Here is a 25,008-nt window from a genome sequence, read left to right on the forward strand (position 1 = left end):
TGGTTCTTAGTGCATTTTGATTTTGGCATGGGCACTGCGTCGGAATAAATTGGAAAGTGTCAACATCGCGGTTCTAAAATAACCGTGTATCGCGACCTGATGCATTTTATAAAGCGACAGATAAACAATGCGGGCGATAAAGCCGCCGATCGTGACCGAGCCCATTAAGTTGCCCATCAAATTGCCGACGGTGGAATATTTGCCCAACGAGACTAGCGAACCGTAGTCGTGATATACAAATTTGACGGGGTCTTTGCCTTGCAAGCGATTGACGATGGATTTGGCCACGGTCGAGGCTTGTTGATGAGCGGCCTGAGCGCGCGGAGGAACGTTTTGTTCATGCCCCGGCCACGAACAGGCTGCGCAATCGCCAATCGCGAAAATGGTAGGGTCGGCTGTTTGTAAAGTGTCATCGACGACTAACTGATTAATTCGGTTCGTTTCCAATCCGTCGATTTGTTGCAGCCAGTCCGGAGCTTTAATACCCGCCGCCCAGACTTTGAGGTCGGCTGGAATGAATTCGCCGTCATGGGTCGTGATGCCGACTTTCGACACTTCGGTTACGCGACGTCCAAGCTTTAGGTCGATATTGAGCTTGACCAATTGTTGTTGCGTCGCGTGTGCCAGCTTAGTCGGGAGAGCGGGCAATAATTGCGTGGCCGCTTCGATAATCGTGATTTTTACATCGCCGGCTTGGTCGAGTCCGTAGACGTTCAAAAGATGCGTCACTTCGTGCAGTTCGGCTGATAATTCGACGCCGGTTGCACCGGCGCCGACGATCGCGATCGATAACGGTTTGTCCTTGCTGCCGCCTTTACTGACATGGCGTTTGATATAGGTTTCGACCAATTGTTTTTGAAACTTGAAAGCCTGCGAGGTGGTATCGAGAAACATGCAGTGTTCGGCCACGCCTTTGATATTGAAAGTGTTGCTGACGCTACCGACAGCCATGACCAAGGTGTCGTATTTGAATGTGCGTTCAGGTATCAGTTCTTCGCCGCTATCGCTGTAAGTCGGGCTTAGATAGACTTCTTTTTTAATCCGGTTTAAACCGGCCATTTTGCCGAGGCGGAAACGGAAATGACTGCGATAGGCCTGCGCCAGATAGTCGACTTGCTCGGTTTCATCTAAGGTACCTGCCGCGACCTCATGCAATAAGGGTTTCCAAATATGAGTCGAGGAGGCATCGATGAGGTTGATTTCAGCCAACCCCGCTTTGCCTAGTTTATTACCCAGTGTCGTTGCCAACTCCAGTCCGGCCGCGCCGCCGCCGACAATCAGAATCTTATGAAGTTCGTTGTTGCTATCACTCATGCATCCCCCAGCTTATTTTCCGCTTGTCGCGGTAATTGTTTTTTAGCAACGTATTATAACGAATCAACTCGAAAGTGGACGATTTATAAAAAATTCCCTACCTCATAATTTTGGGGTATTAATAAAACCAATGAGGTAATCGTTTAGCCCCCCATCACTAAAAAAGTAGCATCTCCCGTTAAAACATGAAAAGCTATAGGACATGACGTTGAGCGACCGAGACCTTAGCCAAATGGACACGGACTATCTGGATGATTTGCCGGAGGGTGAGTTGCGTCCATTGAGTAAGCAACTGTTGGCGGATCTCAAAGAAGCCCGAGAACGACTCAAACAATCCCCGGATACGAGTTCGCGTCCGCCGTCATCCCGGGAGCCTTGGCAATCGAATCAATCCAGCGCCGAACCGTCGGAAGAAGCGCCGGCAACGGACGACTTGTCGGCACTGGATTCGTCTGAGTCTTCGTCAGATGACTTACCTAGCCAGGACTCGGCAACACCTCCGGCGGCGACCGGTGATAGCGGAAAGCCTAAAAAAGCCGGGCGCCAAGTCGGTAGCCCAGGCTATAGCCGCAACCTGACCTTACCGGTGACACGGACAATTGAGCATCGCCCGGATTGCTGCGCCGCGTGTAGGCAATCGTTTGCCGACAACACCGACTACCGACCCTGGAACGCCCGGTTCGAACTGGAGCTTGAAATCGGCAACGCCGAATCGCCGAAATTACAAATCGAACATAGCCGACATGACTACTTCTCGGCGACCTGTCCCTGCGGTCATCAAACCCGCGCCGAGCCCGGGCGAGGCGCCGACGAAGATGGCTGGAGCGTAGCCCTGAGCGAATGGCATCTGTGCGGCCCTCGGTTGGTTAGCTTTTTGGTTTATCTCTCATTGTCCCTACGGGCATCGCGCAGCAGAATCCAAGCCTATTTGCGCGATTGGCTGGGAATCTACCTCAGCACCAGCACCATCAATCAATGCATTCATGAAGCGGGACGTGCCGTTGCGCCGGTCGTCGACGAGCAGTTGATCGCGGAACTCAAGGCCGCCGGCCTCTTACATATCGATGAAACACCCTGGAAAGAAGCCGGGCAGTTATTTTGGCTCTGGGTCTTTGTCAGCGCACAGACGGTGATTTATCAAGTGGGCAAACGCCATCGTCTCGTCGTGAACCAGCTCTTAGGGGAAGCGTTTTGCGGCTTACTGATGACCGACGGCTACAGCGTCTATCGCATCTTTCCTAGGCGCTTGCGCTGTTGGGCGCACTTGGTGCGCAAGGCCCGAGCACTGTATCAGTGCCTGGATAGCGAAGGACAAGCTTTCGGCGAAGCCTTGTTATTGGCCATGATCCTGTTGATGCGCAACATCCACCGACTCCGCGAATCGCCGCCGGATGCCGAATCCTTATGGGCGCAGAATCAACAGTTGCTGACCTTGCTGCGCTCGCTCTGCGAGACGCACCGAGACATCGCGCATGTTGACAGCCGACAATTAGCCGGCGAATTTCTCAACGATTGGGAGGCCATCGTGCGCGTGGTCGAAACGCCGGCGCATCCATTGACCAACAACGTGGCGGAACGCAGTTTGCGGCACTGGGTATTGCTGCGCAAAATCACCTTCGGTTCGCGGACGGCACAAGGCAGTCGCGTGGTTGCCTTGCTGGCGAGCGTGATTGATACCGCGCGTTTGAGAGACCTGAATCCTTGGGAGTTTATTGCTCAAACACTGGCCGAACGCCGTAAAAACCAACCCGTCCCTCGTTTGCCTATGCCGGTTTTGGCGTGATAGGAACAGGGGGGGGCTAAACGATTACCCAATGAGAGGCTGGTGACGAACTCCCATATTTATTTTAAGGAGTGCTAGTATTAAGCACTGATCGGCTAATTCTTGGATGTGTAAAGAGACGTTATTTTAGATTTCGCAAACAACATTTATTCCGGATATCTGGATAAGCGTTATTTTATGGCTATGTATGCGTTAATAGTTGAAAACACGCGCCATTACCGGACGCACTTAAAATTCAATGTAACTATTCAGTCCCCCGACAATTATCGTTCCCACGCTCTGCGTGGGAATGCCTGAGAACCGCTCCAGCGGTACGAGACGCTAGAGCGTCTCGGTCTTCATTCCCACGCAGAGCGTGGGAACGATAGGGGGGGGAATAATTACAATTCAATGTGAATTGTAGGTTACGCTGTGCGTACCTACAGTCTTCAAGTTTTGAAATTGGTGTGGTATTAATTTCAACTATTAACGCGAACATAGTCTATTTTAAAGGGCGCTTTTTCGGGAAAATTAGTATTGGAAATCGGGTTTATAGTAAAGAAATTCTTATGAAAATATTGGTAATAGACGATAGTAAAGCCATTCGAATGCTGGTTGCGGAGTGTGTCAAGGAGCTTGGACATCATGTGATTCATGCCGAAAACGGAGCAGAGGGGCTTGAATTTATTCGATCGAACGATGTCGATTTGGTCATGATGGATATTGAAATGCCCGGTTTGAACGGATTCGAGACGACACAAGCGATCCGGTCTTTGAAAGGCGACGATTGGTTTCCGATTATTTTTTTAACGATCAAAACCGATGACGACTCCTATGCCGCATGTATCAGAGCGGGCGGCGATGCGTATCTGGCCAAGCCGATTAGTCCGAAGCGTTTGGAAATGCAAATCGTTGCGATGGAGCGCATTTATGAAATGCGGCGAAAACTGCATGCCGTCCAACGGGATTTGATGCATGCCAATGAAGCGCTCAGTTTTGCATCGCTACACGACCAACTGACCGGTATCGCGAATCGACGCAATTTCGATACTACCTTGTCAAGGGAATTTAATCATGCCAGACGAGACAAGCAACCGCTTTCGTTGTTGATGTGCGATATCGATTATTTTAAAGTTTATAACGATCGGTATGGGCATATGGCGGGCGATGACTGCTTGAAAAAAGTCGCCGAGGCGATCGCTTCGGTGCCTCAGCGCGCGACCGATTTGGCCTGCCGTTACGGCGGCGAGGAATTTGCTGTGATCATGCCGAATACGGACTGGCAGGTAGGCAGGGGTTTAGCCGAAAAAATTAGGTCGGCCGTGTCCGCTCGGCAAATTCCTCATGAAGGGTCGAAAGCCGATAGTTATGTTTCGCTGAGTTTGGGTCTTGCAACCTACAACGGTCAGTTTAAAAACATTGATGAATTGATGAAAGCATCCGACGACGCGCTCTATCGAGCCAAGGAAAAAGGCCGAAACCGGCTCGAGAGTGTCTGAGCATTTAGTAGGCCAGGATGTGTCGAATAAAACGATTTAAACGAATGTTTTTATCGGAATTTAGTAATTATTATGTATTTAGCGAAAGATTTCATTGAGACTGCTGAAGGGCTGGTTTTTGCCGTAGTGGAGCACGGTATCGAGCAGGGCAGGGTGTTGTGTTTTTTACGTTATCGGCGAAGCGCAGACGGCTGGCAAAAGCAATCCACCCGGCAAGCGGACGACTTATTGAGCCGAAATCATCCTGAATATTTGTATTATTGCCCGATGCGGGATGTCCGTGTTCATGCCGTTCCAGAAGAACGAGTGATTAGGCATTATCAGCCGCGACAACGCTTGAGCGAGCTATTATCGGCGGCGCGGCTAGACCCGGTCGAACAAGATTTGCTTCGATTATCGAATCTGTATCAAAGTCGGGGGTTGGATGTTAAGCAAATGGGCGTGACCGGCTCTTTGCTAATCGGCGCTCAAGGCAAGTTATCGGATATCGATTTGGTTTTTTATGACAGGGATCTGTTTCATCAGGCCAGAGCGATTAACCGTGAGTTGATTCAAGCCGGCTTGCTGCATGAGCTCGACCTGAGGCATTGGCAAGAGAGTTTCCGTCGCCGGGATTGTCATATCGATTTCGATGATTATGTTTGGCATGAACAGCGCAAATTCAATAAGGCTTTGGTCAATGATCGTAAATTCGATTTGAATTTCATCGATCCAGAGTCGTTTGCTACCGAGACTTACCGCAAATGCGGCGAAATCTTATTGCGTTGCGTCGTGATAGACGATAGCCGGGCTTTCGATTATCCGGCGCTGTTTAAGTGCAATGATCCGACTATCGATGAGATTGTCGTTTTTACCGCGACTTATACCGGTCAAGCGCAAAACGGAGAAGAAATCGAGGTTTGCGGTTTGTTGGAAGAGTCACAGAGCGGTTTGAAGCGTATTATCGTCGGTTCGAGCCGCGAGGCGAAAGGGGAGTATATAAAGGTGAAAGGTGAAAGGTGAAAGGTGAAAGGTGAAAGGTGAAAGGTGAAAGGTGAAAGGTGAAAGGGGGGTGAATGGAGGTCTTTGTGGGAGCGATCCCCAGATCGCGATTTCGGAGTCGATAAGCTTGGATAACACTAATTTGGTATCGAAGTCACATTGGTTAAGCGCCGTAGGATGGGTAGCAGCGAAGCGGAAACCCATCGTTTTTTTTTGAGCGCAGGTACGGTTGCGGTAATGCCGCCATTAATCAAGCCCGCGATTTATCACAATGGCGAAAAAGCCGACTATTTGTAGAAGTTATTTTGTGCATATTCCTTAGTAAAGGTGAATGGTGAACGGTGAGGCGGATGCCGTTCGGCAGGCTTTGAGGGCTGTCGAGGGGGTGATATTCGATCTGGATGGCTTGGTGTTGGATACCGAGAGCACTTATTTTATGGCGTGGCGTCAAGCTGCCGAGCACATGGGATATCAGCTGCCGAGTGCTTTTTGTTTGTCTTTGTCGGGACTTCATTATCGCGATGTCGAAATGCGCTTGCTCGAATTTTGCGGGAATGCTTTCGATCTTCAGGAATTTAACCGTCTGAGCGGTGTGTGTTGGTATCGCATCGTCGAAAAACAAGGCATCGGCATAAAAAAGGGTTTTTTGACGTTGCTTAGGTTATTGCAGGATTCCGGCATTCCCTACGGTCTTGCGACTAACAGTCGCCTGAATAATGCACTCGAGTGTCTCGATTTTGCCGGTCTCGGCAATGTTTTTGAGACGATTGTCGCTCGCGATCATGTTGAGCTAGGCAAGCCGGCGCCCGATATTTTCTTGAATGCGGCCGAACGTTTGTCGATTCCTATTTCACGTTGTCTAGCATTGGAAGATTCCACTGCCGGTGTGATGGCGGCGTCTGCGTCCGGTGCTTTTACCGTCTATATTCCGTCGGTATTGCCGGCCGACCTTTATACCAGCGAATTATCACACCTACAATGCCGCGATTTGGGCGAGGTCGCGGCTTTATGGGCGGCGCGGGACTTGTAAAACTGCTTGACGCTAACGTTTCCTTCGCGTTTACTTGCCGCTAATATCCGTACGATTCATACCAAATTAATAAAAATAAATTAAGAGGAAGCCATGAAACCATTAAGTGAAGATGAACGTGAAAAAATCCTGAACAGCTCGCCGGTCGGCACTTGGGCGTTGATGATCGCTGTCGGCGCAAGCATGGTTGTCGCATGGCTGTTCCTTTACTACGGGGTATTCTTGCCGCGCGGCGCGATCAATTAGTGGTGAGTTTATGCATATAGATCCTCTTGAAAAAAAATGGGCCTATGCGGCGGTCGGCATCGCCGGTCTTTTTGTCGGCATTATCTTGATCGACGCATTATTTCACGGCATTAATGCTCCGAGTCATGTCGAGACCATCGACTCGGCGAGTCTGCATCTGAGCGAGGAATTCGACGAAGATAACCTGGGCGTGCAAGTCGACGAAAGCGGCAATATAACCATCCGAATGGTTGCCGGGCGCTACGGTTTTTATCCGAAACACATTACCGTCCCTGCGGATACTTCTTTGACATTCCGCTGGGTCAGCATGGACGTACTTCATGGCGTGCATATGCCGATGACGAATATGAGCACGATGATCGTACCGGGCTATGTCGCGCAAGTGACGACAACCTTGCCGAAACCCGGCGAATATCCGCTGCTATGTAATGAATATTGCGGCATAGGGCACGACCACATGTGGAGCAATGTTTCGGTTGTCGCAAAAGAACATTGGGCCGCGCCGGGAAAAGCCCCTTCAAAAGGAGGAAAAGACAATGATTGATGCGGTCACCAAAAAACTGGCGTTCTGCCATCTGTGGGTCGCCTTCGGCGCGTTTCTTTTGGCCTGTTTCATGGGCGAGTATCAAGTCTTGGAACGGAGCGGTTTCATTCCGGCAATCGAATCGCCGTCGGTGTATTTTGCATCGGTCAGTACGCACGGCGTATTGATGGCTTTCGTGCTAACGACATTTTTCATCATGGGTTTCGGTTATGTCGTCGCGACGACTAGTCTGAAGCAACCTATTTGGAATCCTCAATGGGCCTGGGCCGGATTCGGAATATCGTCGTTCGGCACCGTGCTGGCGGCAATACCGCTATTGACCGGTAAAGCCTCGGTTTTATATACGTTTTATCCGCCGATTATCGGGCATTGGATGTTTTATGTCGGTGCGACATTATTGATTGTCGGTTCCTGGTTGTGGTGCGTCATCATGATCATGATGATGCGCGAATGGAAGAAGGCCAATCCCGGCGCGCCGGTGCCGCTCGCGATGTTTGCAACCGCCGGCAATGCGCTATTGTGGCTTTGGACTAGTGCCGGTGTCGCGCTGGAAGTGCTCTTCCAATTGATTCCGATGGCACTCGGCTGGATGGATACGCTCGATCCGGGCCTCGCGCGCACTTTGTTTGCATGGACCTTGCATCCGATCGTTTATTTCTGGTTGATACCGGCATATACCGCCTTTTATGTCTTCGTTCCGAAACAGGCCGGCGGTTATTTGTTCAGCGATGAAATTGCCCGTGCCGCCTTCGTGGTCTTGATCGTCTTTGCGTTGCCGATCGGTTTTCATCATTTATATATGGACCCCGAGCAAGCCAAGGGGTGGAAATTGCTGCATGGCGTCGGGACTTTCGTTGTTTCGCTTCCGACCTTCATTACCGGTTTTACCGTGATTGCATCGCTCGAAATCGCCGGCCGGTTGCGCGGCGGCAAGGGGTTGTTCGGTTGGATCGGTTCGCTGCCCTGGCGTAATCCGATGGTGCTGTCGGTTATTCTGGCTTTGTTAATGCTGATTCTCGGCGGCTTCGGCGGCCTAGTCAATGCCAGTTATGCAATGAATGCAATGATTCATAACACGGCTTGGGTGCCGGGACATTTTCATTTGATCTTCGCCGGTACGACAGTGATCATGTATTTTGCGATTGCTTATTATCTTTGGCCGATCATGGCCGGTAAGCCGCTATTTTCCAAAGATATGGCGCTGGTGCAATTATGGACCTGGTTTATCGGCATGACGATTTTAACCACGCCTTGGCATGTGCTCGGTTTGTTGGGGCAGCCAAGGCGCATTTCCGGTGTCGAATATAACTCGCTGTTGACGCTGGCCTGGGATCCTTATGAGCTGGCGATGATCTTCGGCGGTTTGGTGATGCTCGGTTCCGCGTGTTTGTTTGTTTACAATTTAGCGATGACGCACCGTTCGCAAGAGGTATTCGAAGCCGAAATCGAATATGCCGAGCCGATTCACCCGGTTACCGATCTGCCTGAATACCTGAACGATTTTACGCTATGGAATAAAGTCATTGCCGGTTTGATGGCTGTGAGTTTCGGCGTACCGATTCTGCAATTCTTTTTTATGAAAACATTCGGCTCAAGCGCGTGGGGATTTTGAACATGAATAAAATGGTTGTCGCGGCCCTTACGGGTCTTCTCGTTTCGACTGCCGCCCAGGCCGAGCCGGCGTCAAAAGTCGCCTGGACGCCGGAGCAGTTGAACTTCGTCAAAAAAGGCAGCGCCGCCAAAGGCAAGGAATTATCCGCGACCTGTACGGGTTGTCATGGAGAGCAAGGCGTGAGTCAGGTGCCGAATTATCCGTCTTTGGCGGGACAGTTGGCGACGTATACTTATAAACAGTTACAGGATTATAAAACCGGTCATCGAAAGCATGAGCTGATGGGGTCGATGGTGACCGGGTTGAGCAATCAGGATATGGCCGATCTTGCCGTTTGGTTTAGTACGTTACCTACTCCCAAACCCCAGGGAAGTCGCCAATCGCTGGCTAAAGCCGAATTTTTAGTCAAGAAGGGCGACGGCAAACGGACTCTGCCGCCTTGTGCGGTATGTCATGGGGTCGAAGGAAAAGGAGAAAAAATGGATATTCCGGCGTTAGCCGGTCAACAAGCGGACTATTTCGTGCAGACCCTTGAGGCCTACCAAAAAGACGAGCGGCGTAACGATATTTTCGGCCGTATGAGAATTCTCAGTAAGCAATTGACTGCCGAGGAAATCAAGGAATTGGCTCAATATTACCAGGCAAAATAAATACCGGGCGCCTCTTCGGCGCCCGAAACTCAACATTCTCTAGGAATATCACGGAGGATGCTGACGTATTCGACAAGGATGTCGGCAGCAGGGCAGATTTTTGCTCCATGCAAAATCTGCATTCACGCCATCCTTGGCGTTCGATTGCTGCCGTCAAGCCCCCATGGATGGGTTCACGGCGGTCCTCGATAGACACACCCCATACCTTTTATTTTTAGACGGTTTTTCGATCAAAAGGGAGTAAATTGGGAATTGCCCCTTGTTTCCCTTATTTGAATTGCGCCAACGCTAAATAGGCTACTGCGATGGCCGGTGCGCAATCGGCAGCGGACATTGGCGAGGAGACTAAAGACTGTTCGAATAAATCGTTGAAATCCAGATAAGGGTGACCTAAGTTGGCGGCTAATTGTTTGACCAAAAAGCGGCCAACACCGGCGCCGACAAAAGGCTGATCTGAAGGTAAACGAATTCTGGATATTTGCCTTTCGCAGCCCATTTGTATTTTGTGCAATTGTTGGTTGCGAAGATAAAGCGCGAAATGGCGCCAGCATTCCGGCAACTCGTGTTCGACTTCATGACCGATCATACGCGATAAACGCCTGGCGCTGGCCGTAACGGTTTTTTCGCCGCCATCGGCGGTATCGTTTTGATCATGGGCTTCGTCCAGTTCGCCGGTTATGCGGTATACATCGGCCATCGTCGCGAAATACTCGGCCATCAAGCCGATTTTGACGCCTTTGAATATGGCTGTTTGCGCGATGGCCATTACCGGGGTGCGCACGACGCCGGTATAAACTAACTCTTCGGAAATGAGCCGCTTATAATCGGTAAAACCTTTGGCATTAATTTTTCCGTTTGCCATCGCAATGATATCGGTTGTGGTGCTGCCGATGTCGATAAATAATCCGCTGTCTATGTTGCGTGCGGCAAAAGATGCGCTCGCCAACCAGTTCGCCGACGCGATGCTTTCGCTATGCTCAGGCAGCACCGAACCGGCTCGAATGAATCCGGACAAGCCGGCATAAATCCACAGTGGATCGCCTGGAAAGTAAACCGACATGGCTTCGACGATACGTTGAACGCCTTGCTCTCGGCTCTCGAAATGATCGACTAATTCCCCCGTCATCGTAATCGCATGCCGGTATCGGGCTTCCGGCAGTTCGGCGGTAACGGCTTGTACGGCTTGTTGCAATTGTTCGATGCCTTGCCATAACGCGCAGGGTCGTTGAACGATTGCCAGAGCTTCGCCCAATTCGTTAATCAGCGCCGCTTTTAAATGGGCGCCGCCGATATCCCAGCCGATAATGTTAGTTTGCATAGGTTTCGTCTCCGTCGATGAGTAGATTGATGCTTCGATTGATAATGGGATTCACGCTTGGTCGGTTTTGCGGCATTCGCAAAACCTCTGCCGCGACATTAATCCCCAAGGCCTCTCGTATTCCCGCGTAAGACGTTGTCAAACGCGGATTGATTTCTAATACTGTAATGTATTCAGGTGTTTCGATGATATCGATTCCGGCATAACCGGATAAGCCTGGTAATGCATGGGCGACACGGTCGACCAGGGCTTTATAATTAGCATTCACGCCGGGTTCGTTGACTCGGCAAGCGTTCAACTTAAATCGGCAGTCCTTGATTTCGATTCGTTGCACATTATGGCACAAGAGCCACCCCTTGCCATGGTTGAATAAACAACTCAAACTAGCCGGCGTCCCGTCGATGTAAGGCTGAACAATATAAGGTTCTTCACCGAGTTGCGGTCTGACGAGCGCCCAATCCTCGGCGTTATCGACTCGGAATGTTCGTTCGCAACCCATGCCGTCTACCGGTTTGATCACTTGTCTACCGATCGGTTGGAAGCGATGCGGAATGAATGGTTCCGATGGCACGGTTTCGATCCGGTGTTGTGTCAGATAACGAAATGTTTCGAGCTTATTCGAGGTGATTGCGACGGCTTCGGACGAAGATGACAGCAGTCTTTTCCCAAGGCGTTCGATCATGCGCGTTAAATCGAACAAAATATTGTTTATTTCGGGAGCGACCGACCAAACCGCATCGCAACGCACGACTTGTTTTTGAAATGTTTCGAGTACCGATTGGTGCGCATCAATCGGCACAATTTCGATAGTTCCGGCATATTCCGATATTGAGTCGGCAAATCGAGTATCGAGCATCACTATCAACTTGATATCGGCTATTTCCGATAAATCCTGTAATAAAGCCTTCAGCATCAACAGGCCTTCCGTGGCGAGTGTATCGGGAATGCGTTCACGGTTAAAGCCGCCGCCGGTGACATATTCAAAAACGAGTATTTTCATTGCGCACAGTATAATACATATCATTTCTTAAAAATTCAGAGGGTTGGTTTCGTACTCCCTTTTGATTGAAAAACCGCCTAAGAATAAAAGGTATGGGATATGTCTATCGAGGACCGCCGTAAACCCATCCATGGGGGCTTGACGGCAGCTCTCCCAGCTGCCGACATCCTCGCTGGTCACATCCCATACCTTCATAAAGCTAACCATTTTTTGAGTATAAAGGGAGTAATATGCAAATTATTCCGGTCATCGATCTCAAAGACCATCATGTCGTTCATGCCGTCAGAGGTAATCGGGCCGAATACGCGCCGGTTTGTTCTTCATTATGCAAAGAGCCGAGCATCGATCGCGTAATCGAGGCTTTTTTGTCGCTATACGATTTTAAAGTGTTTTATATCGCCGATCTGAATGCCATTACCGCTTGCGAGTCGGTTCATCAAAGCCTTTTACTCGATGTATTCAGCCGCTATCCGGATAGACGGTTTTGGGTCGACTCGGGAAATCATGGGGTCCAGCGGCATTACCAAGGTTGTGCAAATTATTTGCCGGTTATCGGCTCCGAGTCGTTGATCGATGACGATGTCGAGCATATCGAACGATTACCGGATGATTTTGTGCTATCGCTCGATTATTCGGCAAACGGCCGGCTCGGCTCGTCGTTGATTTTTGACAATCCTAAGTTATGGCCGAACGCAATTATTATCATGACGCTAGCGCAAGTCGGTAGCGAGCTCGGTCCGGATTTCGCGAAGCTGGACTATTATTGTCGAGAGTTTCCTGAAAAACGGATCATCGCCGCCGGCGGTATTCGGCACAAACAAGACCTAGTCGAGCTACAAAAAATCGGCGTGAACGATGTCTTGATAGCCAGCGCCTTACATTCCGGCGCATTGTCGGAGAACGACATTAAACAAATCGCTAACAATGAATTCGAATAAATTGTTTGTTAATTCTGTAGAAGATTCTGTCAATTTGTTCGACACAGTGGTATATCGCATAGGCGCTAACTTAGCACCCACTCTATAGTGTATTTACTGCATTATTCGTCATATCGGCATGGATTGCCGATATTCAAGTTACATGGGGGGAGGCTATGTATTGCCATCCATGGCACTGGATTCCGCCAATCCCTGGCGGAATGACGCGTTATTTTCTTAAGTTGGCGCTTATAGGGGTATATCGCTTCATTCGCTATTTACGGCTAACTGCTTACCGCTAACTATTTACTGTTCACTATCCCTCCGCGGCTGCAAAACCAATCGATGCTCGGGTTGTCTTACCTGGAGCGGTATCGGTAAACCTTCCACCCAGTATGCTTGTTGGTCGCGGTAATGAGGCGATAAAGGATGATTCGATTGGCCGCCTGGCATGTGCAGTATTCCTGCATCGATATGACGCGGAGAAACCACAAGTCGTTCGCTGGCGCCGAAATCGGGTCCGGCCACTCGAATGCAATAAGAACAGCCCGATAATGGGTCCTCCGGCATATCAAGGAAACGTCCGGCCCATGGCAAAACCCTTGAGAATGGATGACGAAATTGCGCTTGGTTGATTTTTCCCCAAGTCAGCTCCGGAAAGCTCGCTTCGGGGCGTAGGTTTTTGAGTCGACTGAGGCTTTTTTTTAATTGGTTTAGAATGAACGCATCCCAATTTTGAAAGCGCGCCGGGTCAGGTAATAGTTCGGCCGGTTTTTCAGTCAAAAGCCGTTGTAATGGCGTGTCGATGTATGTCCAGGAATAGTTGAAATTCCTATCCGATTTGCGGCATGCCGATAAAAAAGGCTCGAATACCGATTTTGCCAATTGCTTGCGAAATTCCACCAATAACGCAAACCCCAAACTGTCTCGATCCGCATTACCGTTCCAGGATTGAATGTAGCCTCGCAATTCGGTTAACTCCGGTTCTTGCTCGAAATTTTTCGGCGTCAGAACCGATAACGCCAATTGCTGGTAAAACTGATAAAACTCGCTCTTGCTATCGAGTTGTAATGCGAACATCGTTTGTTCGTTCAGTATCTCAATTTGTCCAAGCCGCTCAGTAATTCGGTAAGCTCGATAGCCGTTGGCAAACTGTCGTCCGATGATATAGGGGTAGTTTTTGTCGAAGCGACGATCATTGGCCGAAACTAAAATACCTTCCGGCGGATCGATTATGTGGGGCAATGTCTCAGGAGCCAAATAACCGTTCCAGCCCGCGGAACCGTCAGCCCAAGATCGGCTTACCGAGCCGTCGTTGCCGTACCGCTTAGGTATGCGTCCCATCAGCGTCCAGGCGATTCGGCCTGTCTTATCGGCCAGTAAAAAATTCAATTGCGGCCCGCCGCTTTGGTTGATCGTCGGAATGGCTTGTTCCAACGTTCGATTTTGCTCCAAGTCGATCAATTCGATATTGATGGCGTTAGGGTCCAATGCGGTCCAGCGGACGGCCACTAAGTTATCCATCAGAGGTTCGGAGGCAACCGGGCCCCACTCCGTTTGTTTGACTGTTATTTCTCGAGAATCCCCTCCTTTCACGGCGATGATTTCACGCCGTTGCTCAAACCGTTGCCAGCCTCCGTCAACACGATATTCATTTGAGTTGTCAGGATTGATTTCAAGGCTGACCAGATCCAGAAAATCACCGGAAAGATTGGTTGCACCCCAAGCTAAATGCTTGTTGCTGCCGGCAATTATTATCGGTACGCCGGGTAGCATCACGCCGCTTGCATGAGTTTCGGTATAATGAACTTCGATTCGATACCATAAATTGGGCACGGTAATGCCTAAGTGCATATCGTTGGCAAGTATCGCGCGTCCGTCCTGGGTTTTCTTGCCGCTGACGGCCCACGCATTGGATCCCGGCAGAGTGTCGTGTAATTGCACGGCGTCGGCTACTCTCAGGGCATCCGAGGAGTATTGATCAAGGGCCGCCGTCATCGAGGCTAAAGGGATAGGCCGAGCCGGTCGCGATGATTCGCGATAATCTTGTAATTGCTCGGTAAATCGGTCGGTGTCCGGTGTCAAAAATGCAATCAGATCGGGAGGCAAGGTTTTTTCCATCACGGACAACATGCGTTCCTCTCTTTCGGTCCAACCCGTGAGCGTATCGAACATGCCGAGCATGACCAGAATGCTGTCTTCGGCTTGCCAAGGGGAGGGGCGATAATTCAATACGCTAAACTCAAAGGTTAAGGCATTAGTTTGCTCGATATAGCTGTTGACGCCTTCGGCATAGGCATCGAGGAAGTGCTTATGGCGTCGCGGCAGTTGTGTTACCGTTTTTTCGGCAACTTGATTGAAACCGAGCGTTCGGGCTCTGGTGTCGCTACTGACGGCCATTTCGCCGAATATTTCTGCTAGACGTCCTGCGGTTTTTCGTCTCATCAAGTCCATTTGAAATAAGCGGTCGCGCGCGCTTAGATAGCCGAGTGCTCGAATCGCGTCGAGGCGATTTTCGGCGTGTACGGCGGGTATTCCGAATTCATCGGAGTCGACTGTAACGGGTTCGACAAGACCGGTTAATTCGATTTCGCCGTCCAGTTTCGGCATCGATTCTTGCAGTAACCAATAAGTGCCGCCCAGTCCTATCAAAAACGTCAGTGACGCAAACGCTGTGAAATAAAGCGCGATGCTTCTTATCTTTTTCATATTCTGTTAGTTCTTTTGTATTGGGCTTATGTTCCATTGAGAACGAGCCAGCTGAAGCACGGCTCCTATTGTTATATACCCTTTGCTGGTCAAATTTCGGCGCCGGAGTGTCCGTCAAAGGACGCCGTGAATACGTCCATGTAGGCTCTGTGACAGCATCCCTGCTGTCAAAGCCTTTGCCGAACACCCCGGCACCTCCACGCATCAATGCCGAAATTTGAAGTGCGATGGGTATAACGTATTTTACTGAAAATAGTTAAGCTGCATTGAAGGTAGGGTACGTGTTCGGCTAAGATGTCGGCAGCGCGGCGGCACTCTTCAGGCACTGCCGAAATTTGACGTGCGAAAGATATATATCTGCCCATTCTAGGATAAAAGCCCGGATTCGGCCGCTTACTACTCACCGCTATCCAATTTCTTTTAGGCAAAAAAAACCCCGGGCTAGCCGGGGTTTTTGGTCATTCTATGCCGAGCTAAATTTTAGTTGGCAGCGAATGGGTGTGTTGCAGTGGCTTTAGCAGCAACAACTTCTTGAGCTGTTGGAGAGCCGGCAACAGCGCGTTCGATAGCTTCTTTAGTTGCTTCGTAGTTGTATTGTTGAATTTTTGCGTCGTCTTCAGCCATCCAGTGAATGAAAACACCAACAGAAATGAACAGGTTGTCAGCTTCATCGGCAGGAATGGTGCCGTTTTCAACTGAATCCGCAACAGCCATGGCTACGCCGCGTTGCGCAGGGCCGAACATTTGAACGGCTTGTTTCGAGCCTTTGATGGTTACTTTGTTGAACATAACAGTTGCAGGTTTAACCATCAGGTTAGGTGCAACAACAGCCAACAAGCTGGAGAAACCGTCTTTGTTGTTAGTCAAGCAGTTAGCGAAAGCGGTTTCGGCAGCCGAGCCGCGTGGGCCGATGATCAAGTCGATGTGCGCAACTTCGTTGCCGTCACCTACCAATGATTCGCCTACGCGCAGGTTGTTGATTTTAGCCATGCTAGTTGTCTCCTTTGAAGAATAATATGAACAGTGAGAATTAATTTATTTACTTTAAGTGTAAATCCGTTTTGAAGACCCATTAGCAATTCGAATTGCTAATATGATCCTCCAGAAATACCGCTAAAATCGTCGCTACTGTTAAATCGGCCGTCGTGCCCGGATTGATGCCTTCGGATTTAAATTCCGCGTCAATCCTACGCAGTAAAGGTTCGATTTCTTTCGGATTATCAGAATCTTGCAGGGCTTGGTTAACCATGTCCATTTTGGATGTCACCGAAAGCGTAAAGCGATTGCCGTATTTCCGCTCGATATGACTATCGGGATAAAGGCTCAGCAACCCGACATAGACTGCTACAGCCGCCCAATTAGCTTCAGCCCATCGAGTTAGCCAAGCATTATACCTTAAAACTCCGAAATCAAAAATATCTTTATAATCCGAGCAGTACTGTAAAGCGATGCGATCCTTGTCGGCCGCGATTCGCATCGCTTCAGTCAAATTGACGGCCGGCCGCTCTGAAACGTCTTGTTCGGATGAGTGGCCTAAACCGCCCGGAGAGGCTAAAACGATCGCTTTGAAGACCCAGTCGGCATCGTCGACTGACGTATTATTTAATACGTCGTGTAAAGCTTGTCTTAACGTCGAATTCGGTTTTCGTAATAATGCGGCTTGAAGAAGTGGCGCGCATAATAAAACAATGCCCAGATTGGTATTACAGCCGACTGCATCGCGCGTGGCCTTGATCGCATAATAAATTTTTTCGCCAAGCGAGTAATTTGGATTTGCGATATGCGGTGCGCTGACCTTTGCGCTGATTCTGAAATCATCGACGGACATGTCGTGCCCGTCTGCATGAACACTGACGTTGCCCGGCTTAAAAGCCTGTAATTCGATCTCGCAAGCTTGTCGGTACAAATCTTCAAGCGTTTCGATAGTCATCATGAGGCAACCGTTTGCAATTCGGGGCGATGATCGCCGACAAGCCTGTCCAGTAAATCCGCGACGAGTAATTCGGCGATATTGATATCACAAACGCTTTGCAGGCCCTTCCATGCGGGAATACTGTTGACCTCGATCACGGTGTAATCGCCGTTTTTTTCGCGAATGATATCGACGCCGGCATAGTCCATTTTGACGACTTCCGCTGTCTTGATAGCTAATTTCGATAATTCGGATTCCAATTGGACCCGTTCGCAACTAGCGCCTTTGGCAACATTATTCAACCAAAATGTACCTTTCCTCCGCATCGCGGCGACCGCGCGGCCGTTGATAACGAATACTCGCGTATCGGAATAGCCTTCGCCGTAACAATCGACAAAGCGTTGCAAATAATAGATGCCGCGGCTGCCGGTTAACCAAAACAAATCCAGCATTTTTTCGATGCGTCGGACGCCTTCGCCTTGCGAGCCGAATAAAGGTTTGCTGATGATCATGCGGCCTTGCGCGAGTTCGCATTCGGCGATGGTTAATGCTTCTTTTCTATCGCGTAAAACCCAGGTCGGAGGCGTCGGCAAATCGTTTTGCCGAAGCAGGAAGCTGGTCATCGCCTTGTCGACGCTGCGTTCGATTGCTCCGGCGTCGTTGTACACCGGAACGCCGATGATCTTCAGCGCATGGAGGATGTCGAGATAAAACACGACTTCCTCGAGGGAGCCGCCCGGTACGCCGCGTACAAACACGGCGTCGGGCAGGGCATGCTCGAAACCCGGAATCGAAACAGGAAGTCCTTCCGAAACCAGATTCAAGCGGCACTCAGTTAACGATACATAGTCCGCCGAATAGCCGCGAGCGGCGAATGCAAGACGCAATGCTTTGCCGTGCCAACCCGGATCGTCTGTGAAAACGGCAATTCTACCCATGTGTCGAAACTCTTAAGCGCCGAACGATTGATCGAGCAACGCATTGTCGAGTTTGCCGGCGCGGAAACTCTTGCCGGATTCGACTGCGGTCACGATGACACTTGCCGGGCTGAACAGCATTGCATCGACCTTGAAAAAGTCGTAATTGTATTCTTTGAAGACTTGCGCGAACGGTTTGCCGTAATCCTTCGAAGTCGAGCTAGGCAACTCTTTTGCGAGCTTCTCGGCTGCTTCGTCGCTGCCTTTGACGAAAATATGAACTTGCCCCGCGAACAATATCGCATCGTTGGTGCGCCCCATCGCCTTGATAAAATCCGGATGCGGCGGGCAGATTGGCGCGCTGCCGCTACCGTCGACGATGTTTTCCAGCGGAAAATGCAAGGCATGCGCCTTATGCATCGCAACTTCCAAAACCCGCGCGACGACCTGAACGCCGCCTGCCAGGCTGCTGGTCGGCGTGACGATGATGGTTAAGTTGCAAGGGTCTACTTGACAAGCGTTTGCTACTTTTTCGACGATTTCGAGCGGCGGGATCGCATCGTTTTCGATCACCAATACGGTGTTTTCCGCATCGTCGCGATAGGCCAATTCTTTGTATAGCTCCTCGACAGGCTCTTGTTGGCCATCCTTGATTTTGACCGCCATGGCCCGTGCAGGACCGGAGCCGAGCGCGTAATATTTTTCATGCGACAAACTCCAGCCGGCGTATTGGCTGCCGAGACAGGCCAAGACCGGGTTACCGGTATGCACATTGACTGTCAATGGCCAATTCGCGGTGTAACAACTGTGCGAGATAGAGACCGAGCCCATGCCGCCCAAACAAATTTCGGCAATGATTCGGCCTGCTTCCAAACCGCCCGGCATGTCGATGCCGGCGTCGATGATGGTGCAGCCGTTCGCCAACTTTTCTACGCCGACTCGTAATTTAGCCGCATTTTCGATGAGTTCTCTAACCAGAGGCTGCGCTAGTCTATTAACGCTCGCTTTTGATGCCATGACCTAAAACACCTTTAATTGAATGATTGAAAAATGGTTTGCCGGATTTCGTTCAATTGCCGCTGAACGTTCCGAACGTTTATATCGCGGGCAATGATACTGCATATAGGCTGTCCTTTGCGAATTATCGAGCCGGCAATCGGTAAATCCCGGCAGGCTTTCGGCCAGCAAAAGGCATCGGGAATAGTGATGCTTCTGTCGGCGTAAATGATTCGATAAGCGCAAACCGTACGACTCGTAAAGTTCGTATTGTCTAAGTTGCCCCGACAGGCATTGAGATGCGCTCGGAATAAATCGGCATCATATAATTGCATGCTAGCCGATGGGCGGGGATTGATCTCCAATACATAAATTCGCTCACTTTGGATAATGAAATCGAGGGTGTTGAGGCCTTTAAGCGGGATTGCTCGCACAATGGCGGTGATCCACGAATGAATGATATCGGCTTGCTCGGCGGACAGGGGGCAGCGATTGATGACGCCGGCAAATAGGAAGGGTTGGTCGGCATTCAGGTTTTCGCACCATTGCGTATGGAAACCGATAATGCGAATATTTCTTCCGTCTGCAAGAAATAAAGCGGAACAGGCCGTCCCTTCGATAAATTCTTGCCAGTAGAGGTTTCGTTGGGTCGGCATGCCGGCTCGAAACAGACGAATACCCAGGCCGCCTTCACCGGTTTCGGGTTTGACCAACCATTGTTCAGTCCCTTTCGGTTCGGTAAAGGAGACGTGAGGATAGTCTATTTCCAAATGATCGAGTAATTCGAAAAAACATTTTTTTTGCTGAATCAGTCGAATGGTTTTTATATCGTTGCCGACTAATTCGCATTCGCGGCTAATGAGCTCGAGCGCCTTGGGATAATGCTCGAGGCCGCTGCCATATACCGCTGGAGACATCGGGTGCAGGGAGCTGAAACCGGCAATAATGGCTTTTAAAAAGGGTTCGTCCAATGCTTCGATTCGAAATAACCGTTCGGAATATTTCAGGGTATCTTGGTCGGCAAACAAATCGATTACCCACGGCATGAACCCCGACTGGAAGGCTGCCTCGGCCAGCATGCGGCCGGAGTTGGCAATAATCAAAATAGGGTTGTTAATGCTGGGATTCAAAAATGGCAGTTTATGATGTTAAAAGTCTATCGCTTAAGCGAGTATGTGCCGGCTTTAGGAATCAATAAGCGAATTAGACGGCCGATACTTGGCCGCCGCTGTTACTGACGCCGACCGTGACAAAACTCAAATGAGGATGGCGTGAAAATTGTCGGCGCGCTTGTTCGGTGATCGCTTCGGCTTGCTCGGCTCCCAGCAAAGCGCAAAAGCCGGTCGGCCCCCAGGAGGTCTGGCCGATCGCGACGCAGCCTTGCGCTTCCAACCATGCCATGGATTCGGCAACTTCCGGGCTGGTGAAAATGCCGCCCTGTGCCGGAGCGAAATGTTCGCCGACCGAGCGCTGCAATTGCGTAACGACTTCGCCGAATCTGACAATATCGTGTTCGGCAACTGCGGGTAATCCTTGCATCATCAATAAATAACAAAGCCGAGCCGCTTCTTGTTGCGGAAATGGGGGTAGCGCTTCGAAAGCCTGAATTTCTTGCTTACCATGCAAGCCTTGTCCGCGCTTGTCGAACACTAAAATAATGCGCCAATCGTCGGGAATTTGCATGTGCGCCAATACCGGGGGGGTCACCGTTCGCTCGCCCCGTCCGCCATCGACAACCAATCCTCCTCGTTCAAATACACCGATGCCGATACCCGAACGCATGCCTCTATCGGTTAATCGCGCGATATCGCGAACCGTTAGATTTAAGCCGAAATAATGGTTCAAGCCCATGCCGACCGCCAGCGACATTTGCGTACCGGAGCCTAATCCGACATGTTCCGGGATCGACGTTTCGACATCGATGCTAAATGACTCGGGAAGATTGAGTGCCGCACAGAGTTTGCGCGCACATTTTTCGGCTCGAGAAGCGGACATCCCGGTTACGGTCAAATGATCGGCCGGTCTAATACTTAAGCGGGTGTTGATTTCATTCAGCGCGACGCCGATGCTGCCGAAGTGGCGCCCCAGCGCGCCGCTCAAATCGATAAAGCCCATATGCAGACGGGCGGGGGCTATCACGCTAACTTTAGAGTATTGCACGTTCAATGAGCTGATTCTATTGAAAACAAAAAGGTATTATACCCAAATGTAAACGAGAATGTGGTCCGAGCGTCATGGGCGTTGTCTATGGTTCCCAGTCTCTACATCAATGCCATTAAGTTAAGCCATCACAGAAATAAATAATGCTTGCATTCAGGCTCTAATACACCTCAAAAGCTTGCCATCCATGGCACTGGATTCCGCCAGTCCATGTCGGAATGACGAGTTTCCGTTAACTTAATAGCAGTGATGCTCTGCATAGAAACTGTTTGAGGAAAATGCACGTTCCTTAAGATTTACCTCTTGGCTTTCGGTTGGGCTTTAAGGTTTTTAGCCCGACGGTTAGAAAATAGGCGTCTAATCAATTTTTCCAATTCCAGTATGATGAACAAGAACAGGCCGATTCCGACGATTTCCATGCCATGGATGAAGTCGACCGGACGGGTGTCGAAAAAGTGTTCCATGAACGGTGCATAAGTAAATATGGCTTGAAGCGTAATAACGACAAAAATTGCGATTAAAACGGCTTTAGAGCTGAATAAGTGTTTGAACGATAGAGAGGAACTGCTTAGGTAACGTACATTTAAAAGGTAAAAGACTTCCAGCATAACCAACGTATTGACCGCATAAGTTCGTGCTTCTTCGAGCGTCGAGCCGTGCAGTTGGCTCCAGAGGAAAATACCGTAAATGCCGGCAAAAAACAGCAGCGAAACGAAGGTGATGCGCCACAATAAAAAGCCGGACAACATCGCTTCGTCTTTAGGTCTCGGAGGACGCTGCATGACGCTAGGCTCGGACGGCTCGAAGGCCAGCGCCATTGCCAAGGCGACCGAGCTGACCATATTGACCCAAAGGACTTGTAGCGGCGTGATCGGCAAAGTCAGGCCGGTCAATACCGCGGCGATGATGCTCATCGATTCGCCGCCGTTGACCGGCAATAAAAAAATGATGGCTTTCTTTAAATTATCGTAGACGGTACGGCCTTCGCGGACTGCGCGTGCGATCGATGCGAAATTGTCGTCCGCCAGCACCATTTCCGAAGCTTCCTTGGCGGCTTCGGTTCCGGTCCGACCCATTGCGATACCAACATCGGCTCGTTTCAAAGCTGGAGCATCGTTAACCCCATCTCCGGTCATGGCAATGACATTGCCGCCTGCCTGCATGGCGGTAACCAGTCGCAATTTGTGTTCCGGCGATGTTCGGGCGAAGATATCGACGCGCGCGGCGACTTCGATCAATTCATCGTCGCCGATCGAAGACAGGTCTTGGCCGGTCATGACTTCATCGTGATTTTCAAGGTGTAATTGCGCGGCAATCGCGCGGGCAGTCGCGGCGTGATCGCCAGTGATCATTTTGACGCGGATACCGGCCGCGCGGCATTCCTTGACGGCTTGTATCGCTTCCTCGCGCGGCGGGTCGATTAGGCCGATAAGTCCCAACAGTATCAAACCGTCATCCAGGTCCGAAAAATTAAGCTCGGTTTTACCTTCTTCGACCGGTTTGAAAGCGATGGCCAAAACGCGTTGTCCGAGTGAGGCGACCTCATCGATCCAGCCGGTCCAATAAGCAGGATTGATAGCAACATCGCCGTCTTTTTGACGTTCTAAGGTGCATAGTTCGATCAAACGTTCCGGTGCGCCTTTGACGATAATATACTGATGGTTTTCATGGTCGTGATTCAAGGTAGCCATGAAGCGGTGTTGGGCATCGAACGGAATCACATCGCCTCGAGTATTTTTGCGGTGCAGGTCGGTAGGTTCGAAACCGCCTTTCATGGCAACGGTTAATAAGGCGCCTTCCATCGGGTCGCCGTCGACAATCCATTGATCGTCTTTTTGGCGCAGGGACGAATCGTTACATAAGGCGCCGTATTTAACGATTTGCTGCAAAATAGGGCGCTTGTCGATAGCGACATGTTCGCCGCCCGAGAAAAAGTCGCCGGAAGGCTCATAGCCGACGCCGCTGATTTCATAGAGTTTGGATGACGTTACGATGGATTTGACGGTCATTTCGTTACGCGTCAGTGTGCCGGTTTTGTCCGAACAAATGATCGATACGGCGCCGAGTGTTTCGACTGCCGGCAGTCGGCGGATAATGGCATTGCGGGAGGCCATGCGCTGGACGCCGATGGCCAATGTTACCGTTAGGATTGCCGGTAAACCTTCAGGAATGGCCGCTACAGCGAGGCCGACCACGGTCATGAACATTTCCGAGGGATCGGTTCCCTGGATATAAAAACCGAAAGCAAAGACGCTTGCGGCAATCAGGATGATCGCCAAGGTCAGCCAGCGGGAAAAAATCGCGATTTGTTTAAGCAGCGGAGTAGTCAACTCTTCGATACTAGAAATCATGCCGCTGATGCGGCCGATTTCGGTATCGGCACCGGTCGCTACGACGATCGCTTTGCCGTGTCCGGCTGCAACCATCGTTCCGGAATAGGCCATCGGAAAACGGTCCCCTAAGTCGGCATTTGCTTCGACCGCTTGGGTTGTTTTTTCGACAGCGACCGATTCGCCGGTCAGGACGGCCTCTTGGATTTGCAGGCCCTTTGCCGAAATTAAGCGCAGGTCGGCGGGAACTTTATCGCCCGGTTCGAGAATCACGATATCGCCGGGAACCAATTCTTCGGCCGGAATCCCTATTCGATTACCGTCGCGCAATGCCGTCGCGCGTGGCGCCAACATATGTCGAATTGCTTCGAGCGATTTTTCAGCCTTGCCTTCTTGAACGAAACCGATAATCGAATTGACAAACACGACGGCGATGATCACGTAAGTATCGATCCAATGATCGAGCAATGCCGTGACGACTGCTGCACCTATCAAGACGTAGATTAATAAGTTATGAAATTGGGAAAAAAAGCGCAGTAACGGACCTCGGGTTTTGGCCGGGGGCAAACGATTTGCGCCATATTTTTGCAGACGGGATACGGCTTCTTGTCCGGAAAGTCCGTCCGGGTTGCCGCCGAGTTGTTTGAGAACTTTCTCGGTCGATGATGCGTGCCAATCGATCTTCGCTATTTTCTCGACTTTTTGCTTTGATTTGCCCATATAAAGCTCCTTTATGGTTGATTTTATGCTGACAATATCATTTCAATAGACGCGTAAGGATTTGGTCATCAACAATTTCCCTATTTTATGGAGGGTTCGGTTGCTCGATTAACTGGTATCGGCCGCAGGGAAGTGTACAAGGACGTAATCCTGTCAAACGAGTAATCGAATTCTCGACAAAGCTGGTAGCTCCAGGGAGTTATTTATCGCGAAATCCTAAGTCTTTGTATGATGGTCGTATCAGGCGGCGATCAGGAAGTTTGATAACTCAAGTCCTGTTAAAGATTATAACAGTGAAACGGGCAACTGTGCGGTCAAGTATTGCGAGCTTGTATAAGCGATAGAGGAAATATCTATTTTTGGGGGGCGGAAACCAAGGTCATGGTTTGGT

The 25,008-nt window shown here is 50.2% G+C and carries 20 protein-coding genes; 9 read left to right on the plus strand and 11 right to left on the minus strand.

Features of this window, described 5'->3' with window-relative positions:
* Nucleotides 1–6 precede the first annotated feature (6 nt).
* Nucleotides 7–1,314 carry an NAD(P)/FAD-dependent oxidoreductase gene (locus tag EQU24_RS09045; protein ID WP_017839803.1) on the minus strand — a complete coding sequence of 436 codons (1,308 nt, stop codon included), beginning with the start codon at nt 1,312–1,314 and terminating at the stop codon, nt 7–9.
* A gap of 202 nt (nt 1,315–1,516) precedes the next feature.
* Between EQU24_RS09045 and tnpC the strand changes: the two genes are divergently transcribed.
* The 8 genes from tnpC to EQU24_RS09080 all read left to right on the plus strand — a co-directional run bounded on the left by tnpC (nt 1,517) and on the right by EQU24_RS09080 (nt 9,638).
* Nucleotides 1,517–3,097: an IS66 family transposase gene (gene tnpC / locus EQU24_RS09050; protein ID WP_040575330.1), complete on the plus strand. Its 1,581-nt coding sequence runs from the start codon at nt 1,517–1,519 to the stop codon at nt 3,095–3,097.
* A gap of 548 nt (nt 3,098–3,645) precedes the next feature.
* Nucleotides 3,646–4,575 carry a diguanylate cyclase gene (locus EQU24_RS09055; protein WP_017839802.1) on the plus strand — a complete coding sequence of 310 codons (930 nt, stop codon included), beginning with the start codon at nt 3,646–3,648 and terminating at the stop codon, nt 4,573–4,575.
* A 72-nt stretch (nt 4,576–4,647) separates the two neighbouring features.
* Nucleotides 4,648–5,577 (plus strand): hypothetical protein, encoded by a 930-nt coding sequence (locus EQU24_RS09060; RefSeq protein WP_017839801.1) that lies wholly within the window; start codon nt 4,648–4,650, stop codon nt 5,575–5,577.
* A 310-nt stretch (nt 5,578–5,887) separates the two neighbouring features.
* Nucleotides 5,888–6,586: an HAD family hydrolase gene (locus tag EQU24_RS09065; RefSeq protein ID WP_017839799.1), complete on the plus strand. Its 699-nt coding sequence runs from the start codon at nt 5,888–5,890 to the stop codon at nt 6,584–6,586.
* A gap of 93 nt (nt 6,587–6,679) precedes the next feature.
* A complete protein-coding gene (locus tag EQU24_RS22365) occupies nt 6,680–6,832 on the plus strand; it encodes a hypothetical protein (protein WP_017839798.1) in 153 nt (50 codons plus the stop codon).
* A gap of 10 nt (nt 6,833–6,842) precedes the next feature.
* Entirely contained in the window at nt 6,843–7,376 is a 534-nt protein-coding gene (locus EQU24_RS09070; protein WP_014147779.1) for a cupredoxin domain-containing protein, read from the plus strand.
* Nucleotides 7,369–8,988, plus strand: coding sequence for a b(o/a)3-type cytochrome-c oxidase subunit 1 (locus EQU24_RS09075; protein ID WP_017839797.1), 1,620 nt, complete (start codon nt 7,369–7,371; stop codon nt 8,986–8,988). The genes EQU24_RS09070 and EQU24_RS09075 overlap by 8 nt, the downstream gene beginning before the upstream one ends.
* 2 nt (nt 8,989–8,990) lie before the next feature.
* Nucleotides 8,991–9,638, plus strand: coding sequence for a c-type cytochrome (locus EQU24_RS09080; RefSeq protein ID WP_017839796.1), 648 nt, complete (start codon nt 8,991–8,993; stop codon nt 9,636–9,638).
* A 268-nt stretch (nt 9,639–9,906) separates the two neighbouring features.
* On the opposite strand, the gene EQU24_RS09085 is transcribed toward EQU24_RS09080, so the two are convergent.
* Together EQU24_RS09085 and EQU24_RS09090 are read right to left on the minus strand one after the other, a co-directional pair.
* On the minus strand, nt 9,907–10,956 hold the full coding sequence (locus tag EQU24_RS09085; RefSeq protein WP_014148890.1) for a hydantoinase/oxoprolinase family protein: 1,050 nt from the start codon (nt 10,954–10,956) through the stop codon (nt 9,907–9,909).
* The gene (locus EQU24_RS09090) at nt 10,946–11,956 is read right to left on the minus strand and encodes an ATP-grasp domain-containing protein (protein WP_017839795.1); all 1,011 of its coding nucleotides are present in this window, start codon (nt 11,954–11,956) and stop codon (nt 10,946–10,948) included. Before EQU24_RS09090 ends, EQU24_RS09085 begins: the two co-directional genes overlap by 11 nt.
* A gap of 230 nt (nt 11,957–12,186) precedes the next feature.
* Between EQU24_RS09090 and EQU24_RS09100 the strand changes: the two genes are divergently transcribed.
* A complete protein-coding gene (locus EQU24_RS09100) occupies nt 12,187–12,894 on the plus strand; it encodes a HisA/HisF-related TIM barrel protein (RefSeq protein WP_017839793.1) in 708 nt (235 codons plus the stop codon).
* 285 nt (nt 12,895–13,179) lie between these two features.
* On the opposite strand, the gene EQU24_RS09105 is transcribed toward EQU24_RS09100, so the two are convergent.
* From EQU24_RS09105 to EQU24_RS09140, 8 genes are all read right to left on the minus strand, one after another.
* Entirely contained in the window at nt 13,180–15,582 is a 2,403-nt protein-coding gene (locus EQU24_RS09105; RefSeq protein ID WP_017839792.1) for a penicillin acylase family protein, read from the minus strand.
* Between the two features lie 480 nt (nt 15,583–16,062).
* Entirely contained in the window at nt 16,063–16,572 is a 510-nt protein-coding gene (gene fae, locus EQU24_RS09110; protein WP_014148886.1) for a formaldehyde-activating enzyme, read from the minus strand.
* 82 nt (nt 16,573–16,654) lie between these two features.
* Nucleotides 16,655–17,515 carry a triphosphoribosyl-dephospho-CoA synthase gene (locus EQU24_RS09115; RefSeq protein WP_014148885.1) on the minus strand — a complete coding sequence of 287 codons (861 nt, stop codon included), beginning with the start codon at nt 17,513–17,515 and terminating at the stop codon, nt 16,655–16,657.
* The gene (locus EQU24_RS09120) at nt 17,512–18,432 is read right to left on the minus strand and encodes an ATP-grasp domain-containing protein (protein ID WP_017839791.1); all 921 of its coding nucleotides are present in this window, start codon (nt 18,430–18,432) and stop codon (nt 17,512–17,514) included. The genes EQU24_RS09115 and EQU24_RS09120 overlap by 4 nt, the downstream gene beginning before the upstream one ends.
* A 12-nt stretch (nt 18,433–18,444) precedes the next feature.
* Nucleotides 18,445–19,428 (minus strand): methenyltetrahydromethanopterin cyclohydrolase, encoded by a 984-nt coding sequence (gene mch / locus EQU24_RS09125; RefSeq protein ID WP_014148883.1) that lies wholly within the window; start codon nt 19,426–19,428, stop codon nt 18,445–18,447.
* Between the two features lie 14 nt (nt 19,429–19,442).
* The gene (locus EQU24_RS09130) at nt 19,443–20,537 is read right to left on the minus strand and encodes an ATP-grasp domain-containing protein (RefSeq protein WP_017839790.1); all 1,095 of its coding nucleotides are present in this window, start codon (nt 20,535–20,537) and stop codon (nt 19,443–19,445) included.
* 73 nt (nt 20,538–20,610) lie between these two features.
* Complete coding sequence (locus EQU24_RS09135; protein WP_328285778.1) at nt 20,611–21,567, minus strand: beta-ribofuranosylaminobenzene 5'-phosphate synthase family protein; 957 nt, start codon at nt 21,565–21,567, stop codon at nt 20,611–20,613.
* A gap of 296 nt (nt 21,568–21,863) precedes the next feature.
* Nucleotides 21,864–24,617, minus strand: a complete 2,754-nt coding sequence (locus EQU24_RS09140) for a cation-transporting P-type ATPase (protein WP_017839788.1) — start codon at nt 24,615–24,617, stop codon at nt 21,864–21,866.
* Nucleotides 24,618–25,008 lie beyond the last annotated feature (391 nt).

This window comes from Methylotuvimicrobium buryatense (genome assembly GCF_005931095.1).
Lineage (GTDB): Bacteria > Pseudomonadota > Gammaproteobacteria > Methylococcales > Methylomonadaceae > Methylotuvimicrobium > Methylotuvimicrobium buryatense.